The following is a 19,478-nucleotide window of genomic DNA, read 5'->3' on the forward strand; positions in this document are numbered from 1 at the left end:
AGACAAATCATAAGCCCATAAGCACAGCGCGATTCAGAGAGCCTTTATGGACATCAGCAAACCCTCCGAAGTTCTGCATGAATCACAACTGACCTCTATGCAGTGGCTGATTTTAGTTCTGGGCGCCCTGGTCAGCATGGTCGAAGGTTTTGACATTGTTGTTATCGCTTATGCCGCGCCGGCCATCAGCGCAGACTGGGGCGTCTCGGCTGAAAAGATGGGCCTGGTGCTCAGCGCCGGCGTATTGGGTATGACGCTTGGGGCAATGTTTCTGTCCTGGATAGCTGATCGCTACGGCAGACGTATTGCGGTGAGCGGCTCCTTGCTCGTCGCGGGCCTCGCAACCGGCGCCATCATCTTCGCCTCCAGCGTGTGGGAGCTAATCGCCCTGCGCGCTATCGCCGGTTTGGCACTCGGCTTATTGGTCGCCTCACTCACCCCGTTAATGGGCGAGTTTAGCCCGCTGCGCCACCGCATGTTAATCATCTCCATTCTGGTTGCAGCGGCCTCTGCTGGTGCGGTTGCCGGCGGTCTTATTACCGCAGCTTTCATTAGCAGTCACGGCTGGCAAACCATCTTTTTGTACGCGGGCATAATCACCCTGATTCTGGGTGTGTTGATTCAACTGCTGGTGCCGGAATCCATTGCCTTCACCATTAAACGCCATCCTGAAATTGCATTGGAAAAAGTCAACCGGACACTGTCTTATATCGGCCAGGCAACGGTGACGCATATTCCCCCCGTTAGTGACACAGTAAAAACAGAATCCGCCTCGGTGACGTCGCTGCTCACCGCCAGTCGCCGCCAGGCCACCCTGCTATCCTGGAGCGCATTTTTTACCGGCTTTGTCGTGGTTTACTTCATTAGTAGCTGGATGCCCCAGGTATTGAGCAACTCGGGACTGACACAGGAAAAAGCCATACAAGCCACCGCCGCCATCCCCCTTGGCTCTATTATCGGCACCATGCTGATGGGCTATCTGGGGAAAAAAATTCCCATCAATAAACTCATCGCCGGCGGCTTTGTGTTCGGAACCGCCTGTATATTTTTAGTAGGCAGCATGAGCAATGATCTCGGCCAAATACCGTATAGTTTTATTTTGACGATGTTGTTTTTTATCGGCGTTAGTTTGATGGGCGCGTTCTCAAATCTCTACAATATCGTGATGGTTATTTACCCCGCCCAAATACGCAGCACCGGTTTAGGTTGGGCGGCAGGCCTGGGGCGAGCTGGCGCGGTAATCAGTCCACTACTCGCCGGCCTGTTAATGGGGCTTGGCGTATCAATGCCCGTACTCTTCATTCTATTTGCTGTCCCCGCCCTGGCTGCCGCCGCCTGCGTTTGGATGATTGAACCCAAAGAATTGCCGTAAAGACACTAATAACACGCTAAAAAAAGTGCGGGGAAAGCCAGGCTATTTAACGTGGTTTGATGAGTGCTCTCCTTAGAGGAAAAATAAAATAACTCGGCTTATCGGGAGATAAGAGTACAGCTTGGCATACTCAAATATCGCCAACAGTCGATTACTTGCCAACACCTTGCGCATTTCTATAAGCACTCGGCGACATGCCCAGCCAGCGCTTACATGCTCTGGAAAAACTAGAGGTGTCCGAAAACCCTAACAAATAGGTTATTTCACTCATCGTATAATCTGCGTCCTGCAAATAATTCAATCCAAGCTGCTTGCGAGTATCGTCCAAAATCGCCGTATAGCTGGTGCCTGACTCACTCAACTTACGCTGCATATTCCGCGAACTCATATTGATACGTTTCGCGACCTGCTCGTGTGAGGGCTCACCATTACTCAATAATTCCAGTAGGCAAAGATGCACTTTCTGGCTGAGCGGATCGCGTGAAACACCGGCCAGCAGTCGCTCAAGTATGGCCTCATTATGCTGGGCCAGTTCCTCGTTCGCGGTCAGCAAGGTCTGTTCTATGGCATCAATGGCAAAATCCATCGACATCTCTTCTGCCGAAAACTCTACCTCTACCCGAAATATTTCCTCATAAGCTTTGCGCTCCTGCGGTCGCGGCCGAAGTAAACGAACAGCTAAGGGACTAAACTCCCGCCCTGCCAAGGACCTGCACATGCGCAAATTTGTTGCGAGCAGTGCATCCTGCGCAGCAAACGCGGGCTGCTCACCACCCAGTTGTAAAATACGAAAACGATAGCAATTCTCTAGGCGCTCGAATTTTACATCTGCGGCATTGCTAACAATATGAAAGTAGCGAACAAGGCGCTCAAAAACGTCTTTTAACGACTTGCTCGCGATCAATGAATAACCCAAGGCGTGAAACGTAGTCTGCTGAACGAAATTACTCACTGTTAAACCGAAGGCAGGGTCAGCCGTGGCATCAATCGCTATTTCCCACAAGCGAGTAGTTGCCGCCAACGGTACACGCCCGTTGGGGTCTGCCAGTACGTCAGCATCCATACCGGCCTGCTGCAATAGCGCCATACCGTCTAAGCCCTGAGCGTCTAGCGCTAGCTTAATGGTACGCACCCAGCTGCCCAAAGATGAAACGTGTGCGGAACTTGCTTTCATTGATTTGGCATCTTAAGTCAGAATCTTGGCGCCCGAAGCCCTGCGCCTGTCAACCGCATTAAATATGCTAGACGTGAACAAATACTAGGCGACGATATGATGATTAAGCAAAACAGAATACCCCAAAGTGCAGCGCTAACCAACGAAGAAAAAACGGCCTTCATTCGCAAATCCGTTTTACAGGCAGGTGACGAGCTTCGCGCTAAGCACCGCTGGCTTAAACACCAAGACGCCATTGGCGCCAGTATCATGGTGTTGTCTCTATTAGGCATGCTCGGCAGCGCCTGGCTCTACTATCAAGAGATAATTAGCTGGTGGCTATGTATTCCGTTAGTGGCGCTGTTTGCTTCATTTATTCACGAGCTTGAACACGACCTGATTCACACCATCTATTTCCGCAAAAACCCAAAGATAAATCGCATGATGTTAATTATCGGCTGGATTGCTCGCCCCAGCACTATTAATCCACTTGTCAGAAGACGCCTGCACCTTCATCACCACAAACATTCCGGCACCGAATCCGACTTAGAAGAGCGCGGAATCACCAACGGTGAACACTGGAATGTGAAGCGCCTTATCATGACAGGGGACAATAAACTGGCCACCAAACTGCGAACAAAATCTATTCATGAAGCAGCTTATGCCTACATTGTTGCCCAGAAGCCAAGCGATGATGCGGAGTTAAAAAAACTTATACATGAGCAGCGCAACGGCTATTTTCCTATCGGAAAAATATACTATTTTGTTTGGCATGGATGGTTGATTTTACAAGCCACACTGATGCTAGCAACACTCGCAGGCGTATCACTTGTGCTGCCCAGCGCAGTGAATACCGCAATCGTTATTCTCAATTTTCTAGCGGTAACCGTCATGCTCCCCTGCTTTCTTCGCACCTTCTGCCTTCACTTTATTAGTTCAAATATGCACTATTACGGCGACGTTGAAGACGGCAATGTCATGCAGCAAACTCAAGTTCTTAATGTGTGGTGGTTATTTCCGCTGCAATTATTCTGCTTTAACTTTGGTGCCACCCATGCTATTCACCACTTTGCGGTGCGGGAACCTTTTTATATTCGCCAATGGACTTCAAAGCAGGCCCACGCAGTGATGCGGGAAATGGGGGTAAGATTTAACGATATTGGCACATTTAAACGCGCCAATCGCTATACTATGACGGCTAATCCTGCGGTGGAATTAAAAATTAACAATTAAGATAACTTCAACGCAGTTGCGAATTCGCAGCTGCGTTCTAAGTCCTATAAATATAAGTCACCAGCATTCAAAGCACAGTTTCTCGACTAGAACTCAACTGACAATCTGGCATTCACGGTACGCGGCGAATTAAAGATATAAATGGCTTGCCTTTCACCAGTGGGTAAGTCTCTCGATCCGCCACCAATAGGCTCAATTTCATCTCGAATATTGGTCACATTCAGCGAGAATTGCGGCCGGAAACTCAAGTTTTCCAGTGTTAGCGACACGCCTGCATTTAAGGTAGCAAAATCATTAACCGCTTCCGTTTGCGCGAGGTCGCCAAAGTTCTTGCCAATATAGCTATAAGTTAAGTAGAGATTGTAGTTAACATCGAAGGCAGAATTAAAGTACGACGCAGTTGCCGAGTACTGTGAATCCGCAGCGCCGGGCATTTGGGTGCCTGCGGGAATCATATTGCCGGCAGAGTCAACAAAGGCCTCCGAGGTGTGGGAATCGACTTCACCGCCATCTAAGCTCAGCGCCAGACCATCAATAGGCGTCAACCATCGCAAACTAACTTCATAGCCCGTACTCTCTGCTGAGCCAACATTATCTTTAAAGCCTAAATTGCTGGTTTGGGTTTTCTGTTGAATTTGCGGATCTTGGTAATCAATTTTAAAAATTGCCGCGTCGAACTGTAAGGTATTATCAAGCCAAGAAGACCTTAAACCAATTTCGTAATTCCAGAGTTTGTCAGACTTATAGGTTTCTGGAACGCCGTCTGCTTCGCTGGCGGGAATAGTTTGTATTCCCCCAAACCGGAAGCCTTTAGCGGCTTGCGTATATACAGAGATATCATCTGAAATATCAAATTTAATCGAGTATCGCGGGCTTACTCCGCTTTCGACAATTTCTTTAAAGATATCTACCGCCTGGCCATTATTCGCGGCCCTAGCTAAAACACCAACACCATCGTAACCACCTTCGACAACGGTTTCGTAATAGCGCGCACCAATCGCCAAATGCAGGCGATCCCAAAATGTTTTGGTAAAATCTAAAAAGATCGCTTCTTCGGTCGCGGTTGCGTCGTTAAAAGCAAAAAGCAAAGACGTTTCTCTAGTCAAATTAGGAATCGTTATTGGTATCAGCGAAGTGATATCACCAATACCGCCTAAAAGTCGATCTTGCGCGATGGTGTTTATGTAAATATCAAAATGTAATTCGTAATCGTAGCTATAAACTCCCGCAATCCAGTCTACCCACCAATCTCCATTCGATTGAAAACGTATTTCCTGTGCCACAGCTTCCGAGTTGTGGTTAGTGGCTGAGAAGATGCCTGTAGCCTCTGGAGCACCCGGCGGTGGTGAGAAAAAGGTTGCCGAAATATCCGAGAAAGCATAGCTATTCTTGGTTGTTAACGAGGTCAATGACATGACACTAAAACGATCGAAGTCGTAACGCATGTCCAGGCTCGTTAAAGAAAAGTCGTGTTCTCTCGGCTGCTTTAGCAGAAAGTCATCTAAGCTTCTTTCTTCACGATTGTCGGCAATATACACGCCGTCGTCGACCGAGAAATCCTGTTCCAGGTAGGTAAGCTTTATGTCCAGCTTATCGGTCGGCAACCAGCGCACAATGGCCCTCACCTGATCGCCACCGCCATCGTTAACGTCATTTTCACCAGATCGACGATTGTCGTATAAGCCCGGGTATTCACGAGACACAAAACCCACTCGCAATGCGAGTTTATCTTCATACAGTGGGATATTTGCTGCAACACCGGAGGTGAGCGCATCGCCACCGTGATCCACATCCGAGTATTGACTGAAGGCTTTAAACTCCAAACCTTCGGTATGCGGCGACTCCAGCACATAGCGCACGGCCCCCGACAGCGCAGCGCCACCAAACACAGTGCCCTGTGGTCCCTTCAACACCTCAACACTGGCGAGGTCGAATGCACTCAAATCGGGTGTGATACTGCCAATATACGGATCGGTAAACGAGGTGTCGCCAATCAGAATACCCACTGCGGAAGGAATCGTGGCATCCGGACTATTATCAACGCCAATACCTCGTATTGAGATGCGCATTACACCGGGGGCAGCGCTATTTACAACTACGCCTGGAGTTTCCTGCAGGTAGTCAGCTAAGTTTAGTTTACCCTGTTCTTCCAGCACTGAGCCGTCAAAGTGGGCTATAGACGCAGGGATATCACGCAAATTTTCCGAACGTTTTGTGGCCGTAACAACCACCTCTTCAAGTTGACGCTTGCCTGTCTCAGCTGCCTGAACAATAACAGCGCTTGAAGCGAATGACGCGGCTAGTACGTAAAGCCGAATTGAACTATTGAAGCTATTGAACGCGTTAATCATTATATTTCTCGCGGCTAATCTTTACTCTAAATGCAATTGTCTCGTGTTATTTGCAGAAACTCAGTCACATTCGAGACACCTCCGGGAATTAAGTCTAAGGCCTCAAAGCTCACTGATATCAGTCCTTGCCCCCTATGGAACTAGCGGCACAAAAGTCCGCTTCAAAGCTGCTGTTATTCGCCGCTACGCTCTTTCCAGCTGACCCGCAAAATACTTACTCGATGATGAGATCATCATCTGCACTTTTCCAGGTCGCCCAATTAAGGCCTGAATCATATTTATTTGGATCCGATGACTCGATAAAGCCACGCAATGCTTTGGCGAAAATGGCATGAACTCGCTCAAGTTCATCAAGAGGAATTCCTCGCCAAGTAAAATTAGTGAAGCTAGGCGTATCTCGCTCGAAGTTACCAAACACGAATGGAACGTCAATTCCGTGGTAGCTGCCAATAATCGTGCGCCAGGGCTCCGGGCTCTTATCCCACTCGAAATGATAGCGATATACAGGCGCTGAAGCGGATGCTAGTACTTCTGTTGACTTATCGACTGCATAGAAAAGAACCGGATCAACAATTCCCACCACCGCCTTAAATCTAGCGTAATCAATAATACTTGCAAAAAAATCACGTCGACTTAGGGGCTTATCAGACTGAATTAAACGCCATAAATCAATATAGTTTTTCTTACTGTATCCCCCCAAGAACAGCAGCGCAGCTTCATCATCTACCGTGCCAATAATTGAAGGTACATTATTCACCAAAGTGCCTCCCTTTCCATCAGAAAGGACATAGCCATCAACCGCTGCAGGGTCAAGCTTGACCCCCTCCGAGGCACTAAGAATCTCTAATGACGTTTTACTGTAGAGGTAATCACGGCGCTGCTCAGGGCCCGTTGTGCTTAAATACTTTTGAAATTCTTTGTCAGAGCTAATCACACCATCATTGACTAAAAGATTAAAAAGTAATTTTTGACTGGCCTTATCTAGATCAACTCTGTCACTGTTATTTGGAATACCTGACATGCAAAAGGACTTATGAAATTTTCCGCTTGCTAGCGGCGAGCGCATCAAATGCCAAATACTTCCGCAACCCGCAGATTGTCCCATGACCGTCACATTGCCGGCATCACCACCAAAACTGGCAATATTATTCTGCACCCATTCAAGGGCTTTTATCTGATCGAGTAAGGCAAAGTTGCCGGAGTCTCCCGCCGGATCACCCAAGCGCAAATCTGGCGAGCTTATTAGCCCATAAAACCCTAGGCGATAATTGAGACTAACAAATACCGCGTCTAACTCCTTGGCCAAGCGCTTGCCGTTGTAAAGCGCCAATGACGCGGCACCATGCACTGATCCACCGCCGTGAATATAGACAATGACCGGCCTTACCTCAGCGTCGCTTTGTGGCGACCAAACATTGAGATAAAGGCAATCTTCACTGCCGTAAGGGCGATCGAAGCTTTCGACGTTACTGCTGGTGTAAAAGTTGCCGACCTGGAAGCACTCGCTAGCAAACTCATTGGCCTTCCGCACTCCACTCCAGGCTTCGGCACTTTCAGTCGGGCGCCACCGCAAACTTCCGACCGGCGGTTTGGCATAGGGTATTCCCAGATAACTATTTACCCCGCCATCGCTCGCACCACTTATTAACCCTTGCTCTACTTTAACAATATGAGAACTGGAGACGCTAGCTTCTGCATTAGCCGACAATACTGCGCCACACAATAGCGCGGCCATAAAACAAGCGATTCTTTGAACATGAAACACGCCGAGCATGATAACCTCATTAAACTATCGAATAGCTACGATACATTTTTAATCTATTATCTTGGGAAGCGACATTTTGCACTATCACATAAGTGACAAGACGCAGCACTTAGCAAGTCATTACTTACTATAGATACCCATTGCTAGAGAGCGAAACTACTCTTGCCGATGTTGACGACTTTTCTATCTCATGAAGATGGTTTTTTCATTATTTTCAGAAATAATTATTTTTAAATTTCTCAAACACAGTTACTTAAATACATTATTCCAAAAGCCAGCTTTCGATCCCTCTTCAATATCATCCAGGTAACTGTCAATGATCGCCTGATAGCTCAGATACTTAAATTCAACACCAACACGACTAAGATGCGGAATACTTTGCGTCATGAAAATACCAATCATTTTCTCTTTGGGGTCGATCCAAAACTTCGTGCCAGCGGCACCGCCCCAGTTGTATTCGCCCTCGGTACCGAGTTCACCGAAAGCGGCTTGATCGGTAGAGACGGCAACACCTAGCCCAAATCCCGTTCCTGCTCGGCCAAATACTTCGCCAATGCTCGTTAAATGATTGCTGCTCATCAACTGAATCGTTTTAGGTGAAAGTAATCGCCGTCCTTCAAGTTCACCGCCATTCAACAGCATTTGGCTGAAGCGGAAATAATCGCCAATACTACTGACTAAGCCGCCCCCGCCACTTTTAAATACCGCACCTGGTTTAAAGTTAATATCAAAGCTCGCAGGCGCTTCAACGAGATTTCTGGGATTAGCGATATTCAGAAAAGCCTCGCGTATTTCCTCAGACGTTCCCCGAGGTGAATACAACTGTGCCAATCTAGGCCAATCTTCATCACTTACTGTGAAGCCGGTATTGCTCATGTCGAGTGGATTAAAAATGCGCTGCTGTAAAAACTCATCGAATGGCATACCCGAAATAACTTCTACCAATCTACCCAGTACATCTGTAGCAATGCTGTAATGCCAACGTGTTCCTGGCTCGTACTGCAGCGGCAAGCTTCCCAACTTTTCAACGAATTCTTTAAGACGAAGATTTCCCATCGATAAGCCCGCCTCTCGGTAAAGCTTATCCACCTCTGTATTGCCAAATAAACCATAGCTAAACCCCGCAGTGTGGGTCAAAAGGTCTCGAATAGTGGGTTGGCGTCGCGGTGCACGGGTTTGACCCACTTTACTTAAATCACCGCTACCTAAATGCTTGCTAGACGTCCCGTCAGACAGCATAAGCTGATCTTTACTGTCGGCTGTAGAGAGCGCGAGCTGCAAATTTGCAAGTTCAGGAAGATAACGCGCTATGGGGTCATTAAGAGCAAAATGGCCCTCTTCATAGAGCATCAACACCGCAACGGAGGTGATTGGTTTGCTCATTGAATAAATGCGAAATAGCGTGTCTTGATCCATTTTCCGCTGCGGCTGTTTATCTGCATCGCCATACCCTTGCAGATAGATGACCTTGCCATCGCGGGCTATCAAGCCTAAACCGCCGACCATGTCGCCGCTGGCAAGAGCCTTATCCATATAGCGTGAGATCCGAGATAAGCGATCGCTAGAGACGCCTACCTTCTCAGGTGATTCAACTGCAATAGCGCCGGCAAATAATTGCCCCGCAAGCAAGGAAATACAAATCCCCAACGCCAGTCGGCTTGGTGCATGAGTGAATTTAGTAAAAGCTGATAACATATCGTTCTCGCATAGCCGTTTATATTTATTGGAAGACACGAGCGGCAGCCAGATCATGTCGTACCGAACAATTTAACTGTACGATATACTTCACGCTGTCCGCTTTGAGACAGTCAAGGCAAAATTGACCAGGATAAGAATAATGAAATCCCAAGCTTTAGAGCTGATCAACTGCTGGAGCTGGTTTCAATTTCTGCCCGAGGAGGCGAAATCGAGACTCGCCGAACAATGTCGTTTAATCAACGTTGACAAAGGCGAAGCACTCTACCGACACAATGATGCGCTAACCCACGTTTACGGCTTGATCAGCGGCGGCGTCAGAATTTACGTATCCTCTGCCGACGGCTCAGAAATGACACTGGAAGAAGTGGCTGCTGGAGCGTGGTTCCCGCATTTCTTGGCCAAGCAGGAGCCCACGAACTTTGGTAACGCTACCGCGACCAACACCAGCACTCTGGTCGCCATTAACAAGAAGGATTTTCTCGAAGTGGGTGAACGCTGGCCCGAACTTTACCGCGGCTTGTACAATGAATTCGTCGCTCGTGGCGTCGTCACGATTGGCCGAATGGAATTACTTACCCTTCATAGCCTTAATGTAAGAATTGCTGTTTATTTACTGCGTTTACTAGTCACCAGAGGAACGGCAAAACCTGACAACACTTACTATATTGAACCATTTGGAAGTCAGTCGGAAATTGCAAATCGTGTAGGTGGTGCTCGCCAACGCGTAAACAGCATCCTCAAAGAATGGGAGCGCAAAGCCATTATTAGCATTGATCGCAATGGCTTGCTCTTGAAGGATCCAAATTACCTGGTAGCTATCACCGCTGATAGCGGTTTCGACGTGGAAGCCTATCTAGGGGCGTGGCAGGGTGGATGGAAAAGTCCCTTCCACAAAGATAGCGGCTTTTCCGTGCGTTTAAGTCGATCGCCAAAAACTTAGTAGGCGTCAAATAAAAAGCGACGTAGTTGCACCATAAGCCTCCCGGGAGAAACTAAGCCTGGCAGGTGCTGGCCACCGAGCTCACAAAATGGATCGAAAACCCACCTCCACAAATTCGCTTGCAGCTGACTGGCTAATTCGACTCACTCCACACTGGATAATCACAATATCCTTTCGCACCAGGCGTATAGAGACTGCTGGGGTCAATATTAGCGAGTGGCAAGCCGTCCTGAAAACGCCGCACTAAATCTGGATTAGCGATAAATGCACGACCAAATGAAATAGCGGCAAGCTGGGGATCAGATAAAGCCGCTTCGGCCTCGGCTTGATTATAGCTATCGTTCAATATTAGCGGACCGCTAAAATTGGTTTTAGCCAAGGTCACGTTATCCTGAATTTTAGGCATTCTAATAACATGCAAATATGCCATGTTCATCGGATCTAAGGCCTTTAATAAGGCTGCAAAGGTCTCTTGATTATTGTCGTCTGCCAAATCATTAAAGGGGTTGCCGGGACAAATCCGCATCCCCACTCGATCTGCACCATCAACCGCCGCCATTGCCGCTACCAACTCAAGCACGAATCGCAGACGATTTTGCAGGCTGCCGCCGTATTGGTCTGTGCGTTGGTTGGTGCCTGTCGACAAAAACTGAGCGGGCAAATAGCCACTTGTGCAGTGCAATTCCACACCGTCAAAGCCAGCGGCGTATGCGCGGCGCGTAGCCGCCACATAGTCCTCGATGGTGCGCTCTATATCAGCCAAGCTCATTGCTTCGGGCACAGCAAAATCCAGCATACCCTGCTCGGTGTAAATCTGACCTTTCGCGGTGATAGCCGACGGTGCAAGCGTTCGTGCGACACTGCCATCAGCGGCGGTTTTATTCACCGGATTAGCGACCCTGCCACAGTGCATCAATTGCAATACAATCTTGCCTCCTTCACTGTGCACCGCGGCGCAAACCTCCGCCCAGGCTGCCTGCTGGGCATCGTTATACATACCCGGCGTACGACAATAACCTTTGCCTTCAACACTGGGGTGCGTACCCTCGGTGATGATCAATCCCGCACCAGCGCGCTGACGGTAATATTCCGTCATCAAGTCGTTGGGCATATCGCCGTCGACCTTGGCACGAGAGCGTGTCATTGGCGCCATAACAACACGGTTAGCGAGTTCTATACGCCCCAGTGTCAACGGGCTTAATAATATTGTGTTTTCAGAAACCGACATAGTGCTGCCCTGTTAAAGCTAAATTTAGCGAACGCGAATTTTCGGTGCCGGAGTGTCTCGGCGCATGGTTTTCAAGAACGCCTCTAGCGGCGCTGGGCTTGCCACTTCCGGGCTATCCGCTGGCTGATTAGCCCAAAATTCTTTCCAGCTTGGGAATAAATCGTGAAACGCACCATAGTATGGCTCACGTCCAGGCCAACGCATTTTCATATCGCCAAGCGGCGGCTTATTTAAATCCGTGGCATACCAATAACAAGGCAGACGACGACGAAAATACCAGCGCCCATCAATACGCTGGTAGTCGTCCCAATACAGCATTTGCATGATGACCCACTCACCGCCGCACTCGTGCTCGTTCTTGGAATACAAGACACCCACCGCATTGTCGGGATCAGTAAACTCAATAATGTGATTGCCGATGTGGTGAGACGTGCCGCTAAATTGATGACGGAGTGTGTCGTCTACCCAGGCTTTTAAATGGCTGCGGCCACTCAGTTCGCGACTGACTCGAATATCTTCCGCAAACAAATTCACGTGTGCATCGAGATCACGCATATCCAATGACAGCGAATACTTCGCCACTAGTTGGCGAATGTCATCCAGCGACTCCAGCCTGTCGATACGCTCTTCAATGGATTTAGACATACTTAATCTCCCCAGGCCGCCGCACCGGTATTTAGCTCTGCCATACGCCCACCATCTACCGGCAACACGGCACCAGTAATGTATGAAGCTTCGTCACTAGCTAGAAACAATATGGCATTGGCGCATTCCCGCGGATCACCTATCCGTTTCAACGGAATGGTTTTCCCTGTCGCCTGCTGGCTTTTCTCATCGGGATTTACAGATTCTAATGAGGGCGTTAAAAAGGCGCCGGGGACAATAACATTGCACCGCACTTTAGGGGCCCATTCAATAGAAGCGTTGCGGGTTAGCGAGATCATCGCCGCTTTTGCCGCACTGTAACCCGCGGTTCCCACCGAGCCCGCCAAGCCGCAAACAGAGGAAACGTTCACCACTGCACCGCGATTTTCTTTCAACTGCGAGTAGGATTCGCGCATTAAAAACATCGCACCGTCGAGTGACACCTGAAAATTTTGCAACCAGCCGCGGGTGCTGTGATTCGCCAACATGCCGGGGATCATAGCCACCGCATTATTGACGATAATATCTATGCGACCAAATTTACCCATGGTGTTGGCAACCAGTTTTTTCACCTCATCTTCTTTGCTAATATCCACTGACAACGGCAAACATTCGCCACCCATTGCAGAAATTTTTTCCGCCACCGCGTGCAGAGGTTCAATACGGCGACTACAGATTACTACCTTGGCGCCTTCTTCGGCGAAACGAATTGCGGTTGCCGCGCCAATCCCTTGACCACCACCAGTTATAATGGCGACTTTATTCTGCAATCTTTTACTCATTTTTTGCTCCTAAAATTTGTAAGCGCAGCTAGCTTAATTTCTTGCCTCGCTGCACTGATCTGCGCCGCGCTGAAAATAGCATCGGCCCCCTATCCAGACTCTGTCGACCTTAAAATTCAGTAGACTGTCATCACCGGCAAGCGGGTCGCGATCCAGCAATACCAAATCAGCGATCTTGCCTACTTCCAGTGACCCAATCTCTTGCTCTTTAAAACTTTGCCAAGCCGCGTCGATCGTCAGCGCTCGAAGCGCTTGCATTGCACTGACTCTCTGTTCAGGTCCAAGCACTGCACCACTGCGCGTTTGCCGGGTGACACTGGACCACAACAGCTTATTGACATCCATTGGCACTACGGGCGAATCCAGGTGCACCGTGAAATGCATATCTCTCGCTACTGCATCAGCCATCGGACTGATACGTGAGCCGCGCACAGGCCCAAGAAATTGATCGCGGTGACGATCGCCCCAGAAAAAAGTGTGGGCGATAAAAAAGCTGGGGCTAATATCCAGCACCTTCATCGCGTCAAGCTGGTCAGGGCGCGCTGTTTGCGCGTGAACGAGGATGCTACGGGTATCTTGGCGAGAACAGCTTTGCTGCGCTGCGCGTATGGCAGCGATGACCATATCGATGGCGGCATCGCCATTGCCATGCAAGGCAAGGTGAAAGCCTTTGCAATACAGCGCAGTTACGCGTTCATTCAGTTCATTTTGTTGATAGCGAGGAAAACCACGATAGTCTTGATCTAATTGATCAGGCTGCTGCCGGTAATAGGGCTGGGTCAAATACGCCGTATAGCCTTGTATACTGCCATCGACAATCAGCTTGATCGCTGAGGCGGTAAATTTATCGCTATCAAAGTTTTCAAGATTCAATTCGCCATTCATTAATTTTTCAAAATTAACATCGGCGAGCGGCCAGGCAATTACCCGCTGAGGAATACGCTGTAAACGAGAAGCCAAGAACAATCCATTCAGCATGGGCATATCAACACCACCGCTTTGAACGGTAGTGACACCCGCAGCGAGATACTGCTTTGCGGCTTCATCGATCATGGCTAGGAAATCAATGGCGCTAAAATCCATCGCTATCGGCGCAATTAAATCTGTCGCATGCTCAAGCAGTAATCCGCTTGCCTCTCCAGTTTTCGCGTCCCTTACAATCATCCCGCCATCCGGATCGGGCGTGTCTATACCAATACCGCCAAGTCGCATGCCGGCACTGTTAACCACACCCATGTGACCCGAGCTGTGCATTAAGTAAATGGGTCTATTGGCTGACACGGCATCCAAATCTTGCCGAGTGGGATGGCGCGCTTCGCTGAGCAAGGAATCATCGTAGCCAAAGCCGAAAAGCCAATCCTCGTCTCCGCCCTCGCTAAGACCGGCACGCAACAGTTTTTGAATATCAGCGATGCTGCTCACAGCACCAATTGGAGGGCTACTTAAATCTATGCCGACTGCGCTAAGACCGGTGCCGGGGAAATGACCATGAGCATCGATAAAGCCAGGCAATAAACTGCGGCCATCGAGGTCATTCAGCACCGTTGCAGAATCAGCTAATGCGAGAATGTCATCGTCACTGCCCAGCGCCACGATTCGGCCATCTTGCACCGCCATCGCAGAGACAATCTGATCACCACTGTCCATGGTAATAATGCGGCCGTTATAAAATAATTGCTGCGCGGGCAGCGCAGGCTCAGAACCTAAAAGCCAAACATAGCCGCCACCGCCAACGAGTAGCAGCAGGAGTACAAGACTGGCAAAAATCCGTATTAAAACCGTTTTCATCACAGACGCACCGCCAGTTCACGGGCGCTGCGGATGGCACCCTCGATGTACCCTATCTCGGCACTGTCGCCAATGCTATGAAGATCGACCTTGAGACTGGCAAATTGCTGGCGTAAATCACTGTCAGGCTCAGCACCTACGGCAATAATGACATTGTCGGCAACAATGTGAGCTTCCCTCTCTCCTTGCGTAAACACCACGCGATCGGCCGTAATTTCCCGCACTGCAGCGTTGCGGTGTAGCACCACGCCGTGTTCCCTCAGTTGATGCAGCACCCGCCAGCGACGCACCACGCTCAATTCTGCGCCCAGGTCGCGGCCCGCCTCTAGCACCGTTACTTGACGACCGCGCTCGGCGAGTAATTCGGCCACTTCTAAACCAACTAAACCGCCGCCAATAATGCAGACACGTTTGCCCAGTGGCATATAGACATGGCTGAGTTTACGCATGAGGTCGATATTCCGACTCAGCCCCAAAGCACCCGATAAGCGCGTCAACAAGCGCTGATGCCATTTCAATTTACCGCGAGCATTGCCAGCAAACAGCATATCGCGCAGCTCTTCACCATCAAGGACATGGCTGAGTTGCTTACCGGCAATATCTGGGGCGCGTCGACGAGCGCCCGTTGCCAATATCACCGTATCAAAACCTGCAGCGTTGATATTTTCGCTATTCGCCGATTTACCCAGCTCGATATTCAATGGCAATTCCGCCAAGGCGTTTTTGAGATAACTCACTATTCGACCATTGGGTTCATAGGCCAATGCCGCCACTCTGGCGGTACCACCGAGTACCTTGTCGCGCTCCCACAAACTGACTTTATGACCACGCAGGGACAACACCCGCGCAGCCTCCATACCGGCAGGGCCACCGCCCACTACCAATATGCGGCGTGCAGCTTTAGTCGCGACTATCTGACCCAATTCCGCTTCGCGACCAGTACCGGGATTAACAGCACAGAGCATAGGTTGATTGATAAAAATTTGGCTGACGCAGACATAGCAATAGATACAGGGACGCACGGTGTCTTCGCGACCAGCTAATAATTTATTAGGCAGCTCGGGGTCCGCCAATAATTTGCGCCCCATGGCAACAAAATCAAAGTCACCCGCTGCGATATGTCGCTCCGCTACCGCCGCTTCGATACGACCAACGGCGATCACCGGAATACTCACTGCCGCTTTTAACGCAGTGGCAAATTCAATATAACCACCGGGCGTATGCACCAGCGGCCCTTCGGTAAACGCAACCCCAATACTGACATCGGCGTATGCACTGACATCGATGGCGTGACAGCCCGCCGCTTCGAGCAGCTTGGCAACCTCGACGGTATCGTTAATACGAATGCCGCCTTCAAGTCGATATTCGTGGGCATCAAGACGGCAAATTATAGGGAAATCACGGCCTATTTCCGCTTTGATCGCCGCAATAAGCTCAAGCAAAAAACGCGCGCGATTATTAACATCGCCGCCGTATTCATCATCGCGGCGATTGCTATAAGGAGACAAAAAAGACGAAATTAAATAGCCGTGGCCACAATGCAGTTCAATAGCATCAAACCCCGCAGCGACAGTACGACGGGCGGCGGCGACAAACTTAGCAATCGCCCATTCGATATCGGCTTTATCCATCACTTTATATTGCGGCCCTTTTCCATCGGGACCCGCAGCTCGGACAAAATTGGCTATTTCTAACTGGGTTAAACTGTCAAACATATCTCCCTTTTTGCGATGGGGAACAGAGGGTACCAACATCGGTCGCCCCGCCGCAGTGTCTTCCTGCGCGACTTTACCACTGTGATTTAACTGCGCCGCAATTTTGCAGCCATGGCGATGCACTCGGTCAGTTAGCTCTGTTAATGCAGGCAAATAGGCATCGGAAGAAAAGCCAATCATATTCGGCATCGCCGCGCCTTTGGGCCAGGAAACCGATGAGGTTTCCAATACAATCAAGCCCACGCCGCCCGCCGCACGGGCTTCGTAGTAATCCATCAGACGTTCGCCAATCGAACCGTCATCATTGGCAAACTCAGAGCCCATGGCCGCCATCACAATGCGATTTCGAAGGACCAAATTGCCTATTTTTCCCTGCGAAAAAAGCTGGGGATAATGAATATTTTTAGCCGCGATCATTATCGCAACCCTCGATCAAAAATTGGCTATACCAACGCCGGAACTTGGCAAAAGGACCATCGCCATCGCACAGCATGGGCTTTTCAAGGTAGCGTTTACGCGCCCATATAATTTTATCTTCCTCCATCTGCTGACGAATATCATCAATGATGGCCTGCGCAACTCGACTGGTTTTAGCGCCATCGCGACGCTGAATGAACGCGTATTTGGCACGGCTGCGAATCCCGCTTATGGGTGTGATATTCGCCATTAAGACGGTGTCGCAAATACCGCTGAATCGCACCACAGAGAGACCTGGCCCGACACTGCTATTTTCAATACGGCCTTCGACGGTGCCGCGAGGAGTGTCCATTTTTGAGACAAAGACACCGTGACGACGGTGGTCTTCAAAACGAATCTCAGCTGGCTCAGGAATTTCGGGGGTACCGTGTACAAAACAGAAATGCGCTGCATCGACAGCATTTTCGCCGATTTCCTGCATATGGGTATCAATATCCCACTCGTGTATTTGCAGCTCACCCCAGTCGGCATTGTCGAGTCCGGCCTCGTCGATCTCGATGGGATCAAATAAGGGATCAAGCCCCTCCGGGTGATACCACACATAGATACATTGATTGGCTTCACGCACATGCCAACTAGGAATCAACTTTTCACAGCGCGCTACACGCGGCGGTAAATTCTTAGCATACGGAATACTGGTACACTCACCGTCGCCATTAAACTGCCAACCGTGAAATGGGCAAACAATGCTTTCACCCACCACACGCGAACCACCGCCAGCCTGATCGCGAATGCCATAACCCAGATGGGCGCCCATATGCGCACAGTAGGCATCCAGGACCTTGACCACGCCAGATTCAGTGCGAAAGATCACCAGCTCTTGATCGAAGTATTCCAAGGGCAAAGATTGGCCAATAGCTAATTCTTGAGAATACAAAACCTGAAACCAGCCAAAGGGCATAGGCAACTCGACCCGCGCCCGTTTAGAGGAAGCAATAAGCGTACTTTTGTCTGTCATGATTAACCCCTTACTGCACCGCCGCCATCCACAGAAAGCAGCTGACCAGTGATAAAAGATGCTTTTTCCGATAAAAGAAATGCAACGGCATTCGCGATTTCCGAGGGTTCGCCAAGGCGACGCATAGGCGTCACTTTATTCATCTGCTCTTCGGCTTTTGGTTGTTCCTTAAAATAGTTCTCTAATCCGGGGGTGCGAATAACACCGGGGGATACCGCATTAATCCGCACACCTTGCGCCGCATATTCTGCTGCCGCGCTCTTGGTTAAAATATTTACGCCACCTTTGGCTGCAGCATAGGCGGTGTTAAAAGCCTGACCGCGCAAAGATGCATTCGACGAGATATTCACGATGGCACCACCGCCCTGCGCCAACATCGCCTCTAACTCGTACTTCATACACAGCCACGTATTGGTTAAACACATCTCCAGTGTCTGATCGAAGACCTCGCGACTGAACTGATGTATCGGGCCACTGCCTCGACTCAGCGCCGCATTATTGCAGGCGATATCCAATCGACCAAAACGCTCAAGCACCGCTGTTACCATGGCTGAAATTTGTTGCTCATCGCTCACATCGCAATAGAAAAAGGCAGACTCAACACCGTGGCGTTGCAAGGCTAAGGCAGCCGTTTCACCTGCGTCACGATTGATATCAATGAGTGCAACACTCGCACCGTCAATCGCAAGCTGCTCGCAGATAGCGTGCCCAATACCCGTTGCTCCACCGGTTACCAGAGCAATCTTTCCCCGCAAAACTCCTGTCATGATTTATCTCCAAGGATAATGTTGCTTAAACCATTAGCTGGCTTTAAAGCGATATACACAATCGGCCATGTGACTAGCGCTGAAACGAGGCCCATCAATACGCCCTTGCTCACGCTGTAGTTAAAACGGCTCAGCTCATAAAGCTCAAAGAGCGGAAACGCCAGTAGCAAAAACGCGGTCATCAGAACGAAGCCATACACCGCTAGCAGTCCGGCAATGGCGGTATTTCTAAACGACGTCATATAAGAAAAAAACAAGGTATAGAATCGGGGCAGCGGCGCATCAACTTGCATATTTGCCGGCGCTTTTTTTCGCTGCATCGGCAACACGATCAATGTCAGAATAAAAATCAGAATGGCGGTAGTTGCCAAAAAATCATAAAACACTCCCCCACCACCATAAATGGGTAAATGCACTTTTCCGCCACTCAAGAGCCAAGCGCAAATGCCGTTAATAATTGAGTTGCTGACCCCGCTATGCAGCGCCGTTTTTAAAATATAATTATTATTTTTACTCACTGCCCCTACTCCAGATGCGTAATTGACTTGTATCGAACTATGGCTTCATATTAACCCTCACAATAATTCGCTAAAGCACATAATCTTT

General features: G+C 49.4%; 15 protein-coding genes. 3 read left to right on the top strand and 12 right to left on the bottom strand.

Translation table 11 applies throughout. The features are described 5' to 3' along the window. The first annotated feature begins 46 nt into the window (after nucleotides 1-46). Nucleotides 47-1,372 (top strand): MFS transporter, encoded by a 1,326-nt coding sequence (locus KXJ70_RS17200; RefSeq protein ID WP_219044786.1) that lies wholly within the window; start codon nucleotides 47-49, stop codon nucleotides 1,370-1,372. Nucleotides 1,373-1,523: 151 nt separating this feature from the next. Here the strand turns inward: KXJ70_RS17200 and KXJ70_RS17205 are convergent, their stop codons facing one another. Continuing rightward, the gene (locus tag KXJ70_RS17205) at nucleotides 1,524-2,546 is read right to left on the bottom strand and encodes an AraC family transcriptional regulator (protein WP_219044787.1); all 1,023 of its coding nucleotides are present in this window, start codon (nucleotides 2,544-2,546) and stop codon (nucleotides 1,524-1,526) included. Between the two features lie 96 nt (nucleotides 2,547-2,642). Between KXJ70_RS17205 and KXJ70_RS17210 the strand changes: the two genes are divergently transcribed. Next, on the top strand, nucleotides 2,643-3,758 hold the full coding sequence (locus KXJ70_RS17210; protein WP_255558556.1) for a fatty acid desaturase: 1,116 nt from the start codon (nucleotides 2,643-2,645) through the stop codon (nucleotides 3,756-3,758). An 86-nt stretch (nucleotides 3,759-3,844) separates the two neighbouring features. Here KXJ70_RS17210 and KXJ70_RS17215 read toward each other — a convergent pair whose 3' ends face one another. The 3 genes from KXJ70_RS17215 to KXJ70_RS17225 all read right to left on the bottom strand — a co-directional run bounded on the left by KXJ70_RS17215 (nucleotide 3,845) and on the right by KXJ70_RS17225 (nucleotide 9,569). Then, nucleotides 3,845-6,109, bottom strand: a complete 2,265-nt coding sequence (locus KXJ70_RS17215) for a TonB-dependent receptor (RefSeq protein ID WP_219044788.1) — start codon at nucleotides 6,107-6,109, stop codon at nucleotides 3,845-3,847. A 214-nt stretch (nucleotides 6,110-6,323) separates the two neighbouring features. Beyond that, nucleotides 6,324-7,844, bottom strand: a complete 1,521-nt coding sequence (locus KXJ70_RS17220; protein ID WP_219044789.1) for a carboxylesterase/lipase family protein — start codon at nucleotides 7,842-7,844, stop codon at nucleotides 6,324-6,326. A 279-nt stretch (nucleotides 7,845-8,123) separates the two neighbouring features. Next, nucleotides 8,124-9,569, bottom strand: a complete 1,446-nt coding sequence (locus KXJ70_RS17225; protein WP_219044790.1) for a serine hydrolase domain-containing protein — start codon at nucleotides 9,567-9,569, stop codon at nucleotides 8,124-8,126. A gap of 142 nt (nucleotides 9,570-9,711) precedes the next feature. On the opposite strand from KXJ70_RS17225, the gene KXJ70_RS17230 reads away from it, so the two are divergent. Continuing rightward, nucleotides 9,712-10,512, top strand: a complete 801-nt coding sequence (locus KXJ70_RS17230) for a Crp/Fnr family transcriptional regulator (RefSeq protein ID WP_219044791.1) — start codon at nucleotides 9,712-9,714, stop codon at nucleotides 10,510-10,512. A gap of 133 nt (nucleotides 10,513-10,645) precedes the next feature. Here the strand turns inward: KXJ70_RS17230 and KXJ70_RS17235 are convergent, their stop codons facing one another. From KXJ70_RS17235 to KXJ70_RS17270, 8 genes are read right to left on the bottom strand one after another with little or no spacing between them, the layout of a single operon-like run. After that, the gene (locus tag KXJ70_RS17235; protein WP_219044792.1) at nucleotides 10,646-11,740 is read right to left on the bottom strand and encodes an alkene reductase; all 1,095 of its coding nucleotides are present in this window, start codon (nucleotides 11,738-11,740) and stop codon (nucleotides 10,646-10,648) included. A gap of 24 nt (nucleotides 11,741-11,764) precedes the next feature. Then, nucleotides 11,765-12,385, bottom strand: coding sequence for a nuclear transport factor 2 family protein (locus KXJ70_RS17240; protein WP_219044793.1), 621 nt, complete (start codon nucleotides 12,383-12,385; stop codon nucleotides 11,765-11,767). Between the two features lie 2 nt (nucleotides 12,386-12,387). After that, a complete protein-coding gene (locus KXJ70_RS17245) occupies nucleotides 12,388-13,167 on the bottom strand; it encodes an SDR family NAD(P)-dependent oxidoreductase (RefSeq protein ID WP_219044794.1) in 780 nt (259 codons plus the stop codon). A 33-nt stretch (nucleotides 13,168-13,200) separates the two neighbouring features. Next, a complete protein-coding gene (locus KXJ70_RS17250) occupies nucleotides 13,201-14,955 on the bottom strand; it encodes an amidohydrolase (RefSeq protein ID WP_219044795.1) in 1,755 nt (584 codons plus the stop codon). Next, complete coding sequence (locus tag KXJ70_RS17255) at nucleotides 14,955-17,087, bottom strand: FAD-dependent oxidoreductase (protein WP_219044796.1); 2,133 nt, start codon at nucleotides 17,085-17,087, stop codon at nucleotides 14,955-14,957. The genes KXJ70_RS17250 and KXJ70_RS17255 overlap by 1 nt, the downstream gene beginning before the upstream one ends. Continuing rightward, entirely contained in the window at nucleotides 17,074-18,105 is a 1,032-nt protein-coding gene (locus KXJ70_RS17260; RefSeq protein WP_219044797.1) for a Rieske 2Fe-2S domain-containing protein, read from the bottom strand. The genes KXJ70_RS17255 and KXJ70_RS17260 overlap by 14 nt, the downstream gene beginning before the upstream one ends. 2 nt (nucleotides 18,106-18,107) lie before the next feature. Further along, nucleotides 18,108-18,872: an SDR family NAD(P)-dependent oxidoreductase gene (locus tag KXJ70_RS17265; RefSeq protein WP_219044798.1), complete on the bottom strand. Its 765-nt coding sequence runs from the start codon at nucleotides 18,870-18,872 to the stop codon at nucleotides 18,108-18,110. Then, on the bottom strand, nucleotides 18,869-19,390 hold the full coding sequence (locus tag KXJ70_RS17270; RefSeq protein WP_219044799.1) for a hypothetical protein: 522 nt from the start codon (nucleotides 19,388-19,390) through the stop codon (nucleotides 18,869-18,871). Before KXJ70_RS17270 ends, KXJ70_RS17265 begins: the two co-directional genes overlap by 4 nt. Nucleotides 19,391-19,478 lie beyond the last annotated feature (88 nt).

It is taken from the genome of Zhongshania aquimaris, from assembly GCF_019312595.1.
GTDB classification, from domain to species: Bacteria; Pseudomonadota; Gammaproteobacteria; order Pseudomonadales; family Spongiibacteraceae; genus Spongiibacter; species Spongiibacter aquimaris.